Here is a 14579-nt window from a genome sequence, read left to right as displayed (position 1 = left end):
AAACATCACTCAAATTCTAAGATCACATCGTCTACGGCAAGATTGTCGCCGGCGGCAGCGTTGATCTTGGACACCACGCCCTTCTTCTCTGCGCGCAGGATGTTTTCCATCTTCATCGCCTCCACGGTGCACAGCGCCTGGCCTTCCTGAACCTCGTCGCCGACGGCGACATCCAGTTTCACGATCAGGCCCGGCATCGGGCACAAGAGCAGCTTGGACGTGTCCGGCGCGACCTTTTCGGGCATCAGCGCGGCCAATTCCGCCTGACGTGGCGTGCGCACATGCACGCGCATATCGGCGCCACGGGTGCGCAGGCGGAACCCGCCTGTGGCCTTGTCGACCTTCAACACTAACGGCTGTCCGTCGATCTCCAGCTCCGCAAGGCGGTCACCCGGGGTCCAGTCGGATGTCACGCGATGCGATACGCCCTTTGCGGGGCCCTTCTTCTTGTGCTTGACGGTGGAGCCGTCCAGATCGGCCTTCACCTTCACCGGGAAGTCCTGGCCCTGCAGAGTCACGACCCAATCCTTGCCCACTTTGCGCTTGTGGTTGTCAATCCGCCCCGAGATGCGGGCGCGCCTGATTTCGGCGACCCGGTTCATCGCCGCAGCGGCAGAGGCCACCCGCGCCAAAGCGTCGTCATCCAGCGTAACCCCTTCAAATCCATCGGGATATTCCTCCTCGATGAACGCGGTGGTGATGTCGCCGGACACAAATTTCGGGTGGTCCATCACGGCAGAGCAGAACGGCAGGTTATGCCCGATCCCTTCCACCTCGAAGCTGTCCAGCGCCACGCGCATGTTCTCGATGGCAGAAGCGCGATCCGGGCCCCATGAGCACAGCTTGGCGATCATCGGGTCGTAATACATCGAAATTTCGCCGCCCTCGTAAACGCCCGTGTCATTGCGCACGACAATGTCCTTCTTGGAAATCTCTTCCGGCGGGCGGTACCGGGTCAGCCGGCCAATCGAGGGCAGGAAGCCGCGATACGGGTCTTCCGCGTACAGCCGCGATTCCATGGCCCAGCCGTTCAGCTTGATGTCGTTTTGCTTGATCTTCAGTTTTTCGCCATAGGCCACGCGGATCATCTGTTCGACCAGATCGACGCCAGTGATCAGCTCGGTCACGGGGTGTTCCACCTGCAGGCGGGTGTTCATTTCCAGGAAGTAGAAGTTCTTGTCGCCGTCCACGATGAATTCCACGGTCCCGGCGCTTGAATAGCCCACGGCATCAGCCAAGGCGCAGGCCTCTTCGCCCATGGCTTTGCGGGTCTTGGGGTCAAGAAACGGGGACGGCGCTTCCTCGATCACCTTCTGGTTGCGGCGCTGGATGGAACATTCACGCTCCCCCAGATAGATGGTGTTGCCCTGCCCGTCCGAGAGCACCTGAATTTCGATGTGACGTGGCTGGGTCACAAATTTCTCGATGAAAATCCGGTCGTCTCCAAAGCTGTTCGCGGCCTCGTTCTTGGAGGATTGGAACCCTTCCCGCGCCTCGTCATCATTCCACGCGATACGCATGCCCTTGCCGCCGCCACCGGCAGAGGCCTTGATCATCACCGGATAGCCAATGCCGGTGGAGATTTTCACCGCTTCCTCGGCATCCTCGATCAACCCCATATGGCCCGGCACGGTCGACACTTTGGCTTCTTGGGCGATTTTTTTGGAGGTGATCTTGTCCCCCATCTTTTCAATCGCGCCGACCGGTGGCCCGATGAAGGCGACGCCAGCGGCCTCCAATGCCTCGGCGAATTTGGAATTTTCCGACAGGAAGCCGTAGCCCGGGTGCACGGCTTCCGCGCCGGTCTGCTTGATGGCGTCCATCACCTTGTCGATGACGATGTAGGACTGGTTGGCGGGCGGCGGGCCGATATGAACCGCCTCATCCGCCATGCGCACATGCATCGCGTTGCGGTCGGCGTCCGAATAAATGGCAACCGTTTTGATCCCCATCTTGCGGGCGGTCTTGATGACGCGGCAGGCGATCTCGCCCCGGTTGGCGATCAGGATTTTCTTGAACATGTTTTAGGTCCCCAGTTCACGCGCCGCAGCGCCAGTAGAAATAGAAAGACCGGGGCGCATTGCTGCACCCCGGTCAAAGCTGTCAGGCGACCCAAGGGCCGCAGTTGTGGTGGTGTTACTTACAGATGCCGACGTCGTCGCAGAAGACGCCAGCCGCGCCGCCGATGACGCCGCCCGCAAGCGCGCTGCCGCCTGTGGCGCTGGCAACCGCTGCGCCGCCAGCGGCACCAACAAGCCCGCGTTCCGCGTCCGAGTCGCAGGCCGCAACGGTGGCGCCGATGGCGATAAGCCCGAGTGTGATGAGTGTTCTACGCATGTCTGCTCTCCTTTTGCATGATTGCAATGAGAACACCCAATCGCGCGGATTGGTTCCATACGGTTGTGTGAGGTGTAAAACGGGCGGCGCTCCGCCGCAAAACGGGCTGGCCTGTCGGCCAAACCCTGCCATTTTGGGGCTAATGCCGCGTTACTTTGGGCAAACGCCCACGTCGTCGCAGAACACGCCACCCACGCCGCCAATGACGGCGCCCGTAAGAAGGTCGCCCCCAACGGCCTTGGAGACGACCGCGCCGCCCGCCGCGCCGACAAGCCCGCGTTCCGCGTCGTTGTCGCATGCCGCAACGGTGCCGATGATGGCCACAAGACCAACTGTGATGATTGATTTACGCATTCCTGCTCTCCTCGATTTGTTTTTTCCGCACGTAAGCACGTGTGGTTACAAAAAGATTCTGCAAAATTGCGGTGGGGTAAAAATGGGCGGTTTCCTGCCAAATTCCCCCTGCGACCGCTTCGCCACAAAAAAAGAGGTCTGCCCGATGGGGCAGACCTCTTCAGAGGGGAAGGGTAACGGTTTTGTACACGCAAGCACGTCTCTGTGCTGGAGGGATATGCTTGCTGAACCAAGGTGCAACGCGCCGCAGCGGGCGCAAAGCGCGCCATGACACCCGCGCAAATTTGGGCCATTTTCTGCTCACATGACGTTAGGGAAAGCAAAAACACGCCGATTATGCCCCGTAAGTGCCGTCAAAAGCAGCAGGAAAGGCTGCGCGGGCGCGGGTTTCGTCGATTTGCAGCAGGGCCTCGTAGCTTTCAGGGTCAAACGGGTCCTCGGCGGGAATCACCTCGCGGCCAAACATCCAGCTCAGCCGTCCGGCGTCCAGGTTGCCGCGTTCAAACGGCGCGTCGCCGAAATGGGACCAAAGGGCCCACATGAACCCCTCGTCGGCACGCCGGTCAGGCGGGCGGCGGTCGGCGAACCGTTCGCGGGCAATCAACGGGGTGGCGCCGTTCTTGTTGTCGCGGCGGATGGTGAACTGGAAGTCGGTGCCGGGCAAACGGCCTGGGAAACCACGGTGCTTAAGCATGGGATACTCCCCCAAAAGGCAAGCGCGGACAACGCCCGATAAGGCGAAGAAACGTTAGGAATGTAGTGGGATGGGTCCCCGGCTCAACGCGCACGGCGGAGCGGGTGGGGTTTTGCGGGGCGGGCCAAAAGGGCCGCCCCGCAAAGGTATTAGAACTTGTTGAATGTGGGCTCTTCGACCACTGGCTCAACAATAACCACTTCTTCTTCTTGCTGGCCGCCGCAAGCTGCGACGATTGCAACGAAGCCGAGGGCAACGATAGCTTTGATGCTCTTGGACATGTCTGTCTCCTATTAGTTTCATACGTCAATGGCCCCGAGTCACCCCAGGGATCGTCGACACACGCTGTATGGGTCACAGAAATGCGACCTTGATGCAAGTTATCTGTTTTCGTTGGGAAAAAATACTGTGCAGCGTTGCCGAAATCACGATGTGTCGCGTTTGCATCATGTGCCCGCCCAGATTGGCTAACACACTCAATATATGGTGTATTTTTCATAAACCCTCCCAGATGCAGGCGTCATTTTGCACCGAGAAGGCATCAAAATATTGCACCACGTTCGGCGCGGATTCGCCAAAAGCGGTTTGTTGCGATGCAATCGAGATGATGATTTGCCCTGCGTCGGGTGCGGATTGCGCGCGAGTCATCAGCCCGAACGTGGCGCAAAGGTGGGTAAAGTCCCCCTCGATCTGCTCAAAGCTGAATGTGTCGCCCAAATTGGGGGCCACATATCGCAGCCGCACGGTGTTGACGGAATGGGTCGGCACACCTTTGGGTTCCAGCCGGGTCTCATGCAGCCGCACAACCAGCCCGGAGGGCAGCGCGATGGTGCCGTCGGCTGACTGCTCCAACGGGACAGGATCGGGCAAGGGCGTCAGAACCGGCTCCTCCTCGCAGCCCACGCCGATCGTGGCGCAGGCAAAGGCCCATATGCCGAGGCTCAGGCTCATTGCGGACCCTGCCCGTTATGTGGCCAAGGCCCCATCAGCCGGACTTCTTTACATGCACGCAGACCAGCGCCTCACGCGCCCACAAGATATCGAGCTTACCGATCTCGGACAGGGTACGGCTTTGCTCTTCCTCGCGCGCGGCGCGCAGGTCGATGATCAGATGGCCGTCGGCGGTGACGCCATCACGGAAGTAGTCCATGTAGGTGTTCACCGGGTAATGGAACCCGCAGGACATGAAGCTGACGGCCAGGTCAACCGGCTTCACCTCCGCAAGGTCCTGTGACTTGGGGTTAATGGTCGTCACGGCGGTCTTCTTCACCCCGTTGGCAAGCGCAAATTCCCGCGCCACGCCGAGGTTGGAATAGGCAGACCCCGACATTTTGTAGCCGAAATGCCGATTCTCGTTTTCCTCGATGTCGATCAAAACAATGTCGCAGCCCAGTTCCCGGGCAGCGAAGACGTCAAAGAACCCATAGCCGCAGCCGATATCGGCGATCCGTTCGGGGTCAATGGCGCGCAGGGTCGGCAGCGTCTCCTCAAATTCCTGATAGATCGCCGCCAGCGTGCGGCGGATCAAAAGCTCGGGCCGGGCCTCGGCCACCTCGACCAATGGCTGGGCGTCGCCATCCGACCAGGCGCGGATCAGCTGCCCGCCGCGGTCCACGTCAAAAATGATCTGTGCACGCTGCAAAATCATGTTCACGACGTCGCCGGTCGAAAACATGGAAATGTCCATGTCTTCAACGGCTTTCATTGCGGCCGCGTCGATCTCTGCTTTGTTCAGGGGGTTGGTTACACTCATAGCTGGCTCGTCCTCCGTGACATGGTGCTGTCTGCCTCGGCGCAGAATAGCTGATTGCCCCGCGCGCTGTTGCGGGGAGAGTGAACCGCCCGCGCGTCACAAAGAGCGATCTGCATCGCGTCGCTCATCCCCGGTCGCCCGAAATCCAGCTTCCGAACGGTGACGTGTGGCCCGTCCTGCCCTTCCTCGTCGAACATGCCCCGCTGCCACATGATCGCAGCCGCCAATGCAATCACGACGACCAGCGCCGCGACCAGAACCAGCACGTTCTCGGCTTTTCCCTTGGCCATCAGCCCGCCCCCTGCACCGATGCGTGGGCCGCCATTTCAAGCGGTTTTTGAAAGGTAGGGTTCAACGCCCCGTCTCCATTTGGTCAAAAATACTCAAATCCGGCGTTTGCTTTACGAGGTAGCGTTCGAGCATCACGATAAAGGCACGCATTTGCCGTCCTCCACTCCAAATTCTGCTCTACCAAGAACGCGAGTTAAGCCACCAAGCTGGGCCTGCACCAAATCAATCTTGATGCTGGGATAGTTTTCGGCCCGCGTAGGCACGCCTAGCCACTTGAAAGATGCCTCGATATTGGCCAATGAATGAATACAGATCGCCATTGCGTTCAAGCTGGACGGGTCACGCTCAAAATTTGGAAGAAGCGGCACGTCGACCTCCAAAGCCCGCCCTTTGGTCCCAACTGTAAAGCTGACCTCCGGCGCGCCAAGCCCCCACAGGTTCAAAATGGACAGCAACTCTTCATTGGGGTCATGCTTTGAAAACGGCTCCTTCAGGTTCGGCATGATAAAAGAAATCGTCCCGGTACAAGCCCCATTCGCTACGCGTTGGCTGAACAGATAAGGGTAAAGCGACTGCTCACCGATCTCTACAGCCATGTGAACAAAAGTCAGGTCATCCAATGCATGCTGGCTACTCGAAAAGTCTGCTGGCCGCGCCACGATCTGACCGCAGGCTTCCCGGAAGGTCTCGACCACCTGGTCCACTCCCACAAAATTGGTTCCCGCAGGCGGTTTCAGCACGACCGATACGCGTTGACCCTCAAAATCGGCGCTATCGTCACCGAGTTCAGTTTTCCACTGAGCCCCAAATATCTCGATATCAGGCAGGGCTGATTGCGCGACGCTTGAATTGCACCACAACGACCAAATCGCAGCAGCGCCGAACGCGACAATATGGGAAACAGTGCGAGGCATCAGAGCGGAATGTTGTCGTGCTTCTTCCACGGGTTCTTCAGGCTCTTGCCGCGCAGCGACGCGAAGGCCCGGCTGACCCGGCGGCGAGTCGAATGGGGCATGATCACCTCGTCAATGAAGCCCTTCTCGGCGGCGACAAACGGGTTGGCGAACCGGTCCTCATAATCCGCCACGCGGGCGGCAATCTTGTCGGTGTCACCAAGCTCGGAGCGGTAGAGAATTTCGACCGCGCCTTTGGCCCCCATCACCGCAATCTCGGCCGTGGGCCATGCGTAGTTGAAATCGCCGCGCAGGTGTTTGGACGCCATCACGTCATAGGCGCCGCCATAGGCTTTGCGGGTAATAACAGTGACTTTCGGCACCGTCGCCTCGCCGTAAGCGAACAGCAACTTGGCCCCGTGCTTGATCACCCCGCCATATTCCTGAGACGTCCCCGGCAGGAAGCCCGGCACATCGACCAGCGTCAGGATCGGGATATCAAACGCGTCGCAGAAGCGCACAAACCGCGCGGCCTTGCGCGAGCTGTCAATGTCCAGGCACCCCGCCAGCACCATCGGCTGGTTGGCCACCACGCCCACAGTCTGACCTTCCAGGCGCACAAAGCCCGTCAGGATGTTCTTGGCAAAGTCTTCCTGTATCTCGAAGAAGTCGCCCTCATCCGCCAGTTTGTGGATCAGCTCTTTCATGTCGTAGGGCGTGTTCGGGTTGTCGGGGATCAACGTGTCCAGCGACGTCTCCTCCCGCGCGACATCGTCAAAGAATGGCCTGACCGGCGGCTTCTCTCGGTTGTTCAACGGCAGGAAGTCGACCAGACGGCGGACCTCGGCCAAAGCCTCCACGTCATTTTCAAACGCGCCGTCCGCGACCGAGGATTTCTTGGTATGGGTCGACGCCCCGCCCAGTTCTTCGGCCGTGACAACCTCGTTGGTCACAGTCTTCACCACGTCGGGGCCGGTGACAAACATGTAGGAGGTGTCTTTCACCATGAAGATAAAGTCGGTCATCGCGGGCGAATAGACAGCACCACCCGCGCATGGTCCCATGATCACGCTGATCTGCGGCACCACACCCGACGCCATGATGTTGCGCTGGAACACCTCGGCATAGCCCGCCAGCGAGGCCACGCCTTCCTGAATGCGCGCACCGCCCGAGTCGTTGATCCCGATGATCGGCGCGCCGTTTTGCATCGCCATGTCCTGGATTTTGCAAATTTTCTGCGCATGGGTTTCCGACAGCGATCCGCCAAAGACGGTGAAGTCCTGGCTGAAGACGTAGACCATTCGCCCGTTCACAGTGCCCCATCCGGTGACCACGCCGTCGCCTGCGGGGCGTTCCGCCTCCATCCCGAACTCGGTGCAGCGATGAGCCACGAACATGTCAAACTCTTCAAACGAGCCCTCGTCCAACAACAGCTCGATCCGCTCGCGCGCGGTCAGCTTGCCCTTGCTGTGCTGCGCGTCGATGCGGCGCTGCCCGCCGCCTTTGCGGGCCACGTCGCGGCGCGCCTCCAACTCGCTGAGAATGTCTTTCATGTCGGAACCCCCGTTGAAATTTGCGCCACAGTACAGTTTCGCTGCACTGCAACAAAGAGGATTTCAGCAAATTTGCAAATTTTTTCCTGCAACGGCACATCAAATTGCAAATCTGCAAATTTTTGATGCACAACCGATGTGCAGTTCAGGTCATGGACAATCCCGCAAATCGGCGTAAAGGGGATGGATGCCCTTTGATACTTCCGTCAAATTTCTAGACCGGACAACGCCACCCCACATTTTCACGCTGGTCCTGCTTGCAGGGGTGTCGGCGATGAACATGAGCATCTTCCTGCCCTCCCTGCCCGCGATGACGCGTGAATTCGGCACCTCCTACGGGGTGATGCAGCTGTCGGTGTCGCTGTATCTGGCCTGCACCGCGTTGACGCAGCTGTTCGTCGGGCCGATCTCGGACAAGTTTGGGCGGCGCCCGGTCATCCTGGCCGCCATTGCCATCTTCGTGCTGGCCACAATCGGCTGCATGACCGCGACCAGCATCGAGGTTTTCCTTATCTTCAGGATGGTGCAGGCCACGGTGGCGGTCGCCATGGTGGTCAGCCGCGCCATCGTGCGCGACATGTTTTCGCAAGAGCAAAGTGCTGCAATGATTGGCTATGTCACCATGGGGATGTCCCTGGTGCCGATGTTCGCGCCCGCGATTGGCGGGCTGTTGGACGAGGCGTTTGGCTGGCGCGCGACGTTCCTGTTTCTGATCCTGTTTGGCATGGCGCTGGGCACATTGTGTTACTTTGACCAAGGCGAAACCAACCGCTCCGGCGGCATGGGGTTCAAGGCGCAGCTGGCCGAGTACCCGGAGCTGTTCACGTCCCGCAGGTTCTGGGGCTACGCGCTTGCAGCGGCCTTTTCATCGGGTGCATTCTTCGCGTTTCTGGGTGGCGCGCCCTATGTCGCGACCGAGGTGTACGGGATGCCGTCGACCGCCGTGGGGATATTCTTTGGGGTCCCTGCTGTGGGCTATTTCTTCGGCAACTACATCTCTGCACGGCTATCGGTGCAAATCGGCATTGACCGGATGATCGTCATCGGCGGATCGATACTGACCCTTGGCATGGCACTGTCGCTGCTGCTGACCTTTGCGGGCTTTGGCAGTGCCTATCTGTTCTTTGGCTTCTGTACGTTTGTGGGCATCGGCAACGGGATGGTTCTGCCAAATGCCTCTGCAGGCCTGCTGTCGGTGCGCCCGCATTTGGCGGGCACGGCGTCAGGGGTCGGCAGCGCTATCATGATCGGTGGCGGCGCGGCCCTGTCGGCGCTTGCGGGCACGCTCTTGCAACTAGGCGGCGGCAGTTACCCGCTGCAGTGGATCATGCTGATCAGCTCGGTCGGCTGTCTGGCCGCCATCTTCTACGTAAAACAACGCGCCAAGACGGTGGCCGCCCCATAAGGCTGCAATTGCCAGGCGGGTTTGCAAAGTGCTAGATGGCCAGTAGCAAAGTTGCAAAGTCACCAAGTGAAAGCACGACCATGGCGACCCAGAAACTCTACGCAGGCGTCAAACTGCGCGCGCTGCGCACCAAGCTCGGCCTGACCCAGAAGGCCTTCGCCGCCAAGCTGGGCGTGTCCCTGCCCTATCTCAACCAGATGGAAAACAACCACCGCCCGGTCTCGACCAGCGTGGTTCTCTCCATGGCGCAGGAATTTGACTTCGACATTACCGAACTCCGCGCAGGCGACGCCGAACGCATGGTCACCGATATGCGTGAAGCCCTTGCCGACCCGGTTTTTGACGGCAACATGCCCCCCATTCCTGACCTGCAGCTCACGGCCTCCAACGCGCCAGGGCTTGCCCATGCGTTCCTGCAACTGCACCGCGCCTACCGCCAGTCGCATGAACGCCTTGCCTCCCTCGATGAGGCTTTGGGGCGTGAAGACGCCGCCTTGCAGCCCTCCCCTTGGGAGGAAGTGCGCGACTTCTTCCATTATTGCGACAACTACATCGACGCCGTCGACCGCGCGGCTGAACATTTTGCAGAATCGCTCAATGGCGATGTGCTGCGCACGGATAGCTTGACATTCGACCTGCGCTTCGCCGACACGCCGCATCTGCGCCGCTTCGACAACCCGAGCCTAACCCTGACCCTGTCCGCCCGCGCCACGCCGCCGACGCAACGGTTTCAGGTCCTGCATCAAGTGGCTCTGGTGTCCCACAATGACCTGCTGGAAGCGACGCTTGATCTGGCTCGTTTCCAGACCGACGCCGCGCGTCAGATTGCCAAGATTGGGCTGGCCAACTACTTCGCCGGTGCCGCGCTGCTGCCCTATGCTAGCTTCCTGAAAGCCGCGACGGAGACGCGCCATGACCTCGAGCAGCTCGCCGACCGTTTCGGCGCGTCGATCGAACAAGTTGCCCACCGGCTGTCCACCCTGCAGCGCCCCGGCGCAAAGGGCATCCCGTTCTTCTTCGTGCGCGTCGATCAGGCCGGCACCATCACCAAACGTCACTCTGCCACCCGGCTACAATTCGCCCGCTTCGGCGGCGCCTGCCCGCTTTGGAACGTGCATCAGGCGTTCGAGACGCCGGGCCGCTTCCTGCGCCAACTGGCCGAAACCCCCGACGGGGTGCAATATATCTCGCTGGCCCGCGATGTATCAAAACCGGGCGGCAGCTTCACCGCCCCCACCCGCCGCTTCGCCATCGGGTTGGGCTGCGAAATCAGCCACGCCGACGCGCTGATCTACGCAGACGACCTGCTCCCCGCCAAGAAGCAAGCCTTTGAACCCATTGGAATTTCCTGCCGCATCTGCGAGCGGGTCAATTGCCACCAACGCTCTGTTCCGCCGCTGGAAAGCAAGCTGAGCGTCGACCACAACCTGCGCGCGACCCTGCCCTATAAGGTCGGATCTTAACGCCGTGCCTTGCGCCAACCGGCGGCGCGGGCCTCGGCCTCGCTCCCAAAACAGGCCTCGCCCTTGGCGGTGTTGATCGACACCTTCGCATACTGCTGCTGGCCCGCGACATGGTAAATCTTCTCGCCCGAATTGGGGGAGATGTTGCCCTTCACCACGCAGCCCTCCGGCGCGGAGGCAGGCTGCACCTTGGCCGCGCGGTGTTGTGACGGGTCACCAAATTCCCCCGCCCAAAACCCGCGCTTGTTCAACGCGGCTTCCTTTTCCAGCAAAGCGTAGTCAGAGGAATATCTGAGATATGCCCGCGCATATCCCGCCTCCACCAGCATCGCGCCAATGTCGCGCCCGGCGTGGTAGCATTTGGCCACGTAGCGTCCATAGCGGTCCTTGCCGCCGATGGTGCGGCACTGCACGGCGTCGCCTTGGATCAAACCCGCCAACCAATCACGCGCCGCGAGACCACAGGCCGCGTCGCCGCAATACTGGTCTATTTCCGGCGCGTCTATGCCATGCAGACGGAACACCCACGCGTCTCGCGTCAGCCGGATCGTGTCGCCGTCAATGACCTCAGCCGGAGCCGAAAAGTCCCGCGCCTGCGCCGTGCCGCACATCATTAACCAAATTAAACAAAGTCTTAACATGTCCCAGACATGGCGGCTTTAGCGACACCAAACAAGGGAGAATGTTAATCCTTATTGCCAAATGGTTAACGTTGCTTGGTCTCCCACTCAGGATGGAACCACGGCTCCGCGTTGTCTTTCGGTAAAGGCGCTTTGCCCAAAATGTGATCCGACGCCTTCTCCCCCACCATGATCGAAGGCGCGTTCAGGTTGCCATTGGTGATACGCGGGAAAATCGAGCTGTCGGCCAGCCGCAGCCCGTCCACACCAATTACCCGCGCCTCGGGATCGACAACTGCGCTTGGGTCATCCGCGCGGCCCATCTTGGCGGTGCCACAGGGATGGTAGGCGCTTTCGGCATGTTCGCGGATGAAATCATCCAACTCGTCATCTGTTTGCACCGCCTCGCCCGGCTGAATTTCGTGCTTGGAATACTCCGCAAAGGCCTGCTGCCCGAATATCTCCCGCGTCAGGCGGATACAGGTGCGGAAATCCTCCCAATCCTCGGGGTGGGACATGTAGTTGAACTTGATCTTCGGGGCGTCGTTGGGGTCGCTGGACCGCAAGGTGACCTGCCCCCGCGACTCGGACCGCATTGGCCCCACATGCGCCTGGTAACCATGGCCTTCAGCGGCCGCCTTGCCGTCATAGCGCACCGCGATGGGCAGGAAGTGGAACTGGATATCAGGGTAGCGCACCCCCGCCTTGGACCGGATAAAGCCCCCGCTTTCAAACTGGTTCGACGCCCCCAGCCCCAGCTTGGCCAGCAGCCATTGCGTGCCGACCCAACCTTTCATGGGGATGTTCCAGTACTTGTACAGCGTCACCGGTTTGGAGGCCGCCATCTGGATATACAGCTCCAAATGGTCCTGCAGGTTTTGCCCCACGCCCGCGCGGTTCGCGACGACGTCGATGCCATGCTCCGCCAGATGGGCGGCAGGCCCGATCCCCGACAGCATCAGCAGCTTGGGCGAGTTGATGGAGGAGGCGGAGATAATCACCTCAGCATTGGCGCGGATCACCTCAATCTGGCCGCCGCGGTCCACCTCGACGCCCACGGCGCGGCCATCCTCGATGACAACCTTGCGCGCAAACGCATTCACGATTTCGCAATTGTCCCGCTTCAAGGCCGGGCGCATATAGGCATTTGCCGTCGACCAGCGCCGCCCATGGCGGATGGTCGCGTCAAACGGCCCCACACCTTCCTGCTGCTTGCCGTTGTAATCCGGTGTCATCTGGTAGCCCGCTTGCACGCCCGCGTCGATAAAGGCCTGCGTCAGCGGGTTCGACCCCGGCCCGCGCGACACATGTAGCGGCCCCTTGCGGCCGCGCCACGACTTGTCGCCACCCCGTCCCCCGGAATGCCAATGCTCCATCCGCTTGAAATAGGGCAGCACATCCGCGTAGGACCAGCCATCCGCGCCCTGCTCCGCCCAATGGTCAAAGTCTCCGGCATGCCCGCGCACATAGACCATACCGTTGATGCTTGAAGACCCGCCAATGACCTTGCCGCGCGGCGTCACCAGTTCGCGCCCGCCCAAATGCGGCTCGGGCTCGGACTTAAAGCCCCAGTCGTAACGCGACATATTCATCGGGTAGCTCAGCGCACCCGGCATCTGGATGAACGGCCCGATATCGGTGCCGCCATGCTCGATCACGAGGACCGAACGCCCCGCCTCCGCAATGCGGTAGGCCATGGCGCAGCCAGCCGACCCCGCGCCGACAATCACATAATCTGCCTGCATGTCAGAACGGAGCCTCGACCGGCCCCATGCCCACATAGACGGACTTCACTTGGCTATAATGGTTGATCGCTTCCTTGGAATTCTCACGCCCTACGCCCGAGGCCTTGGAGCCGCCAAACGGAGCCTCCACAGGCGCAAGGTTATAGGTGTTGATGTAGCACGTCCCCGCCTCAAACGCCTGCGACACCCGATGCGCCCGCGTCAGGTCATTGGTAAAGACGCCTGCCGCAAGTCCAAACTCGGTGTCATTGGCGCGTGCGATCACGTCGTCTTCATCCTCAAAATCCAGCACGGCCATTACGGGGCCAAAAATCTCCTCCCGCGCGATGGTCATGTCGTCGGTGACATCGGCAAACACGGTGGGCTCGATGAAGAACCCGTCGCGCTGCGCCATCTTGCCGCCGGTGACCAGCTTGGCCCCCTCGTCGACACCCTTGTCGATATAACCCAGCACGATGTTCATCTGGTTGGCAGACACCATCGGCCCAAAATTGGTGGCCTCGTCCATCGGGTCGCCCATCACGGCTTGCTCCGTCCGCTCCTTCAGGCGCTTCAGAAACGCTTTCTTGATGCCCTTCTGCACGAACACCCGCGTGCCGTTGGAACAGACCTGCCCGGAGGAGTAGAAATTCCCCAAAATGGCCCCCGACACGGCGTCTTCAATATCCGCGTCGTCAAACACGATCATCGGGGACTTGCCGCCCAGCTCCATCGTGACATGCTTCATGCCCTCGGCGGCGGCGGCATAGACCTTACGCCCCGTCGGCACCGATCCGGTCAGCGACACTTTGTCGACCCGGGCGTCAGTCACCAACGCGGCCCCAACGTCGCCGTATCCTTGGACCACGTTGTAAACGCCCGCGGGCAACCCCGCCTCGTGCAAAATCTCCGCCACTTTCAACGCGCAAATCGGTGTGGTTTCCGACGGCTTGAAAATCATTGCGTTGCCGCAGGCCAAAGCAGGCGCGCCCTTCCAGCACGCAATCTGGGTCGGATAGTTCCAGGCGCCAATGCCCACGCAGACCCCCAACGGCTCGCGCACTGTGTAGACCCAGTCCTGACCCAGCTGGATGTGCTCCCCGGTCAGGGATCCGGCAAGACCGCCAAAATATTCCAACGCTTCGCGCCCCGATGTCGCGTCCACATACAGCGTCTCAGACATCGGTTTCCCGGTGTCCAACGTCTCCAACACGGACAGCTCGTGGTTGCGTTCCTCGATGATCAACGCCGCGCGACGCAACACGCGCCCCCGCTCGGTGCCCGTCATCGCTGCCCAAATCTTCTGCCCTTCCTTGGCGGAGGCCAGCGCCTGTTCAATGATCGCGGGCGTGGCCGAATGGAGCTTGGCCACAACCTCGCCGGTGGCGGGGTAAATACATTCGATCTCGCGGCCTTCGGTGTCTTCAACATATGCGCCGTTGATGAAGTGGCTGGCGATGGGCTGGGCGCGCATTGGCGGTATCCTTAGAAT

At 60.5% G+C, this 14579-nt stretch carries 15 protein-coding genes; 2 read left to right on the top strand and 13 right to left on the bottom strand.

The features are described from left to right. Window positions 1-5: 5 nt before the first annotated feature. From Q0899_RS00445 to Q0899_RS00400, 10 genes are all read right to left on the bottom strand, one after another. Window positions 6-2021, bottom strand: a complete 2016-nt coding sequence (locus Q0899_RS00445; RefSeq protein WP_299190685.1) for an acetyl/propionyl/methylcrotonyl-CoA carboxylase subunit alpha — start codon at window positions 2019-2021, stop codon at window positions 6-8. Window positions 2022-2136: 115 nt separating this feature from the next. Further along, entirely contained in the window at window positions 2137-2337 is a 201-nt protein-coding gene (locus Q0899_RS00440; protein ID WP_298292806.1) for a hypothetical protein, read from the bottom strand. A 150-nt stretch (window positions 2338-2487) separates the two neighbouring features. Next, window positions 2488-2691, bottom strand: a complete 204-nt coding sequence (locus Q0899_RS00435; protein ID WP_298359228.1) for a hypothetical protein — start codon at window positions 2689-2691, stop codon at window positions 2488-2490. 334 nt (window positions 2692-3025) lie between these two features. Further along, on the bottom strand, window positions 3026-3385 hold the full coding sequence (locus tag Q0899_RS00430) for a hypothetical protein (RefSeq protein ID WP_298292810.1): 360 nt from the start codon (window positions 3383-3385) through the stop codon (window positions 3026-3028). Between the two features lie 149 nt (window positions 3386-3534). Beyond that, window positions 3535-3666, bottom strand: a complete 132-nt coding sequence (locus Q0899_RS00425) for a hypothetical protein (protein ID WP_298292812.1) — start codon at window positions 3664-3666, stop codon at window positions 3535-3537. A 214-nt stretch (window positions 3667-3880) separates the two neighbouring features. Continuing rightward, on the bottom strand, window positions 3881-4336 hold the full coding sequence (locus Q0899_RS00420; RefSeq protein WP_298292814.1) for a DUF6497 family protein: 456 nt from the start codon (window positions 4334-4336) through the stop codon (window positions 3881-3883). A 34-nt stretch (window positions 4337-4370) separates the two neighbouring features. After that, window positions 4371-5138 (bottom strand): class I SAM-dependent methyltransferase, encoded by a 768-nt coding sequence (locus Q0899_RS00415; RefSeq protein ID WP_299190682.1) that lies wholly within the window; start codon window positions 5136-5138, stop codon window positions 4371-4373. Beyond that, window positions 5135-5428, bottom strand: a complete 294-nt coding sequence (locus tag Q0899_RS00410; protein WP_299190680.1) for a hypothetical protein — start codon at window positions 5426-5428, stop codon at window positions 5135-5137. The genes Q0899_RS00415 and Q0899_RS00410 overlap by 4 nt, the downstream gene beginning before the upstream one ends. Window positions 5429-5560: 132 nt before the next feature. After that, window positions 5561-6373, bottom strand: coding sequence for a hypothetical protein (locus Q0899_RS00405; protein WP_299190678.1), 813 nt, complete (start codon window positions 6371-6373; stop codon window positions 5561-5563). Continuing rightward, window positions 6343-7875, bottom strand: a complete 1533-nt coding sequence (locus Q0899_RS00400) for an acyl-CoA carboxylase subunit beta (RefSeq protein WP_299190676.1) — start codon at window positions 7873-7875, stop codon at window positions 6343-6345. The genes Q0899_RS00405 and Q0899_RS00400 overlap by 31 nt, the downstream gene beginning before the upstream one ends. 187 nt (window positions 7876-8062) lie before the next feature. On the opposite strand from Q0899_RS00400, the gene Q0899_RS00395 reads away from it, so the two are divergent. Beyond that, window positions 8063-9280: a multidrug effflux MFS transporter gene (locus Q0899_RS00395; protein WP_299190674.1), complete on the top strand. Its 1218-nt coding sequence runs from the start codon at window positions 8063-8065 to the stop codon at window positions 9278-9280. Window positions 9281-9360: 80 nt separating this feature from the next. Continuing rightward, window positions 9361-10743, top strand: a complete 1383-nt coding sequence (locus tag Q0899_RS00390) for a short-chain fatty acyl-CoA regulator family protein (protein WP_298292824.1) — start codon at window positions 9361-9363, stop codon at window positions 10741-10743. Here Q0899_RS00390 and Q0899_RS00385 read toward each other — a convergent pair. The 3 genes from Q0899_RS00385 to betB form a co-directional block, all read right to left on the bottom strand. Then, window positions 10740-11357 (bottom strand): thermonuclease family protein, encoded by a 618-nt coding sequence (locus Q0899_RS00385; protein WP_299190672.1) that lies wholly within the window; start codon window positions 11355-11357, stop codon window positions 10740-10742. The two genes, Q0899_RS00390 and Q0899_RS00385, sit on opposite strands and share 4 nt — an antisense overlap. A gap of 92 nt (window positions 11358-11449) precedes the next feature. Continuing rightward, window positions 11450-13108 (bottom strand): choline dehydrogenase, encoded by a 1659-nt coding sequence (betA, locus tag Q0899_RS00380; protein ID WP_299190669.1) that lies wholly within the window; start codon window positions 13106-13108, stop codon window positions 11450-11452. Between the two features lies 1 nt (window position 13109). Next, window positions 13110-14561: a betaine-aldehyde dehydrogenase gene (gene betB, locus Q0899_RS00375; RefSeq protein ID WP_299190667.1), complete on the bottom strand. Its 1452-nt coding sequence runs from the start codon at window positions 14559-14561 to the stop codon at window positions 13110-13112. Between the last annotated feature and the right edge of the window lie 18 nt (window positions 14562-14579).

The organism is uncultured Litoreibacter sp., assembly GCF_947501785.1.
GTDB lineage: Bacteria > Pseudomonadota > Alphaproteobacteria > Rhodobacterales > Rhodobacteraceae > Litoreibacter.
Note: the sequence above shows the minus strand (reverse complement) of the source record. Positions and strands in the feature narration are given on the sequence as shown.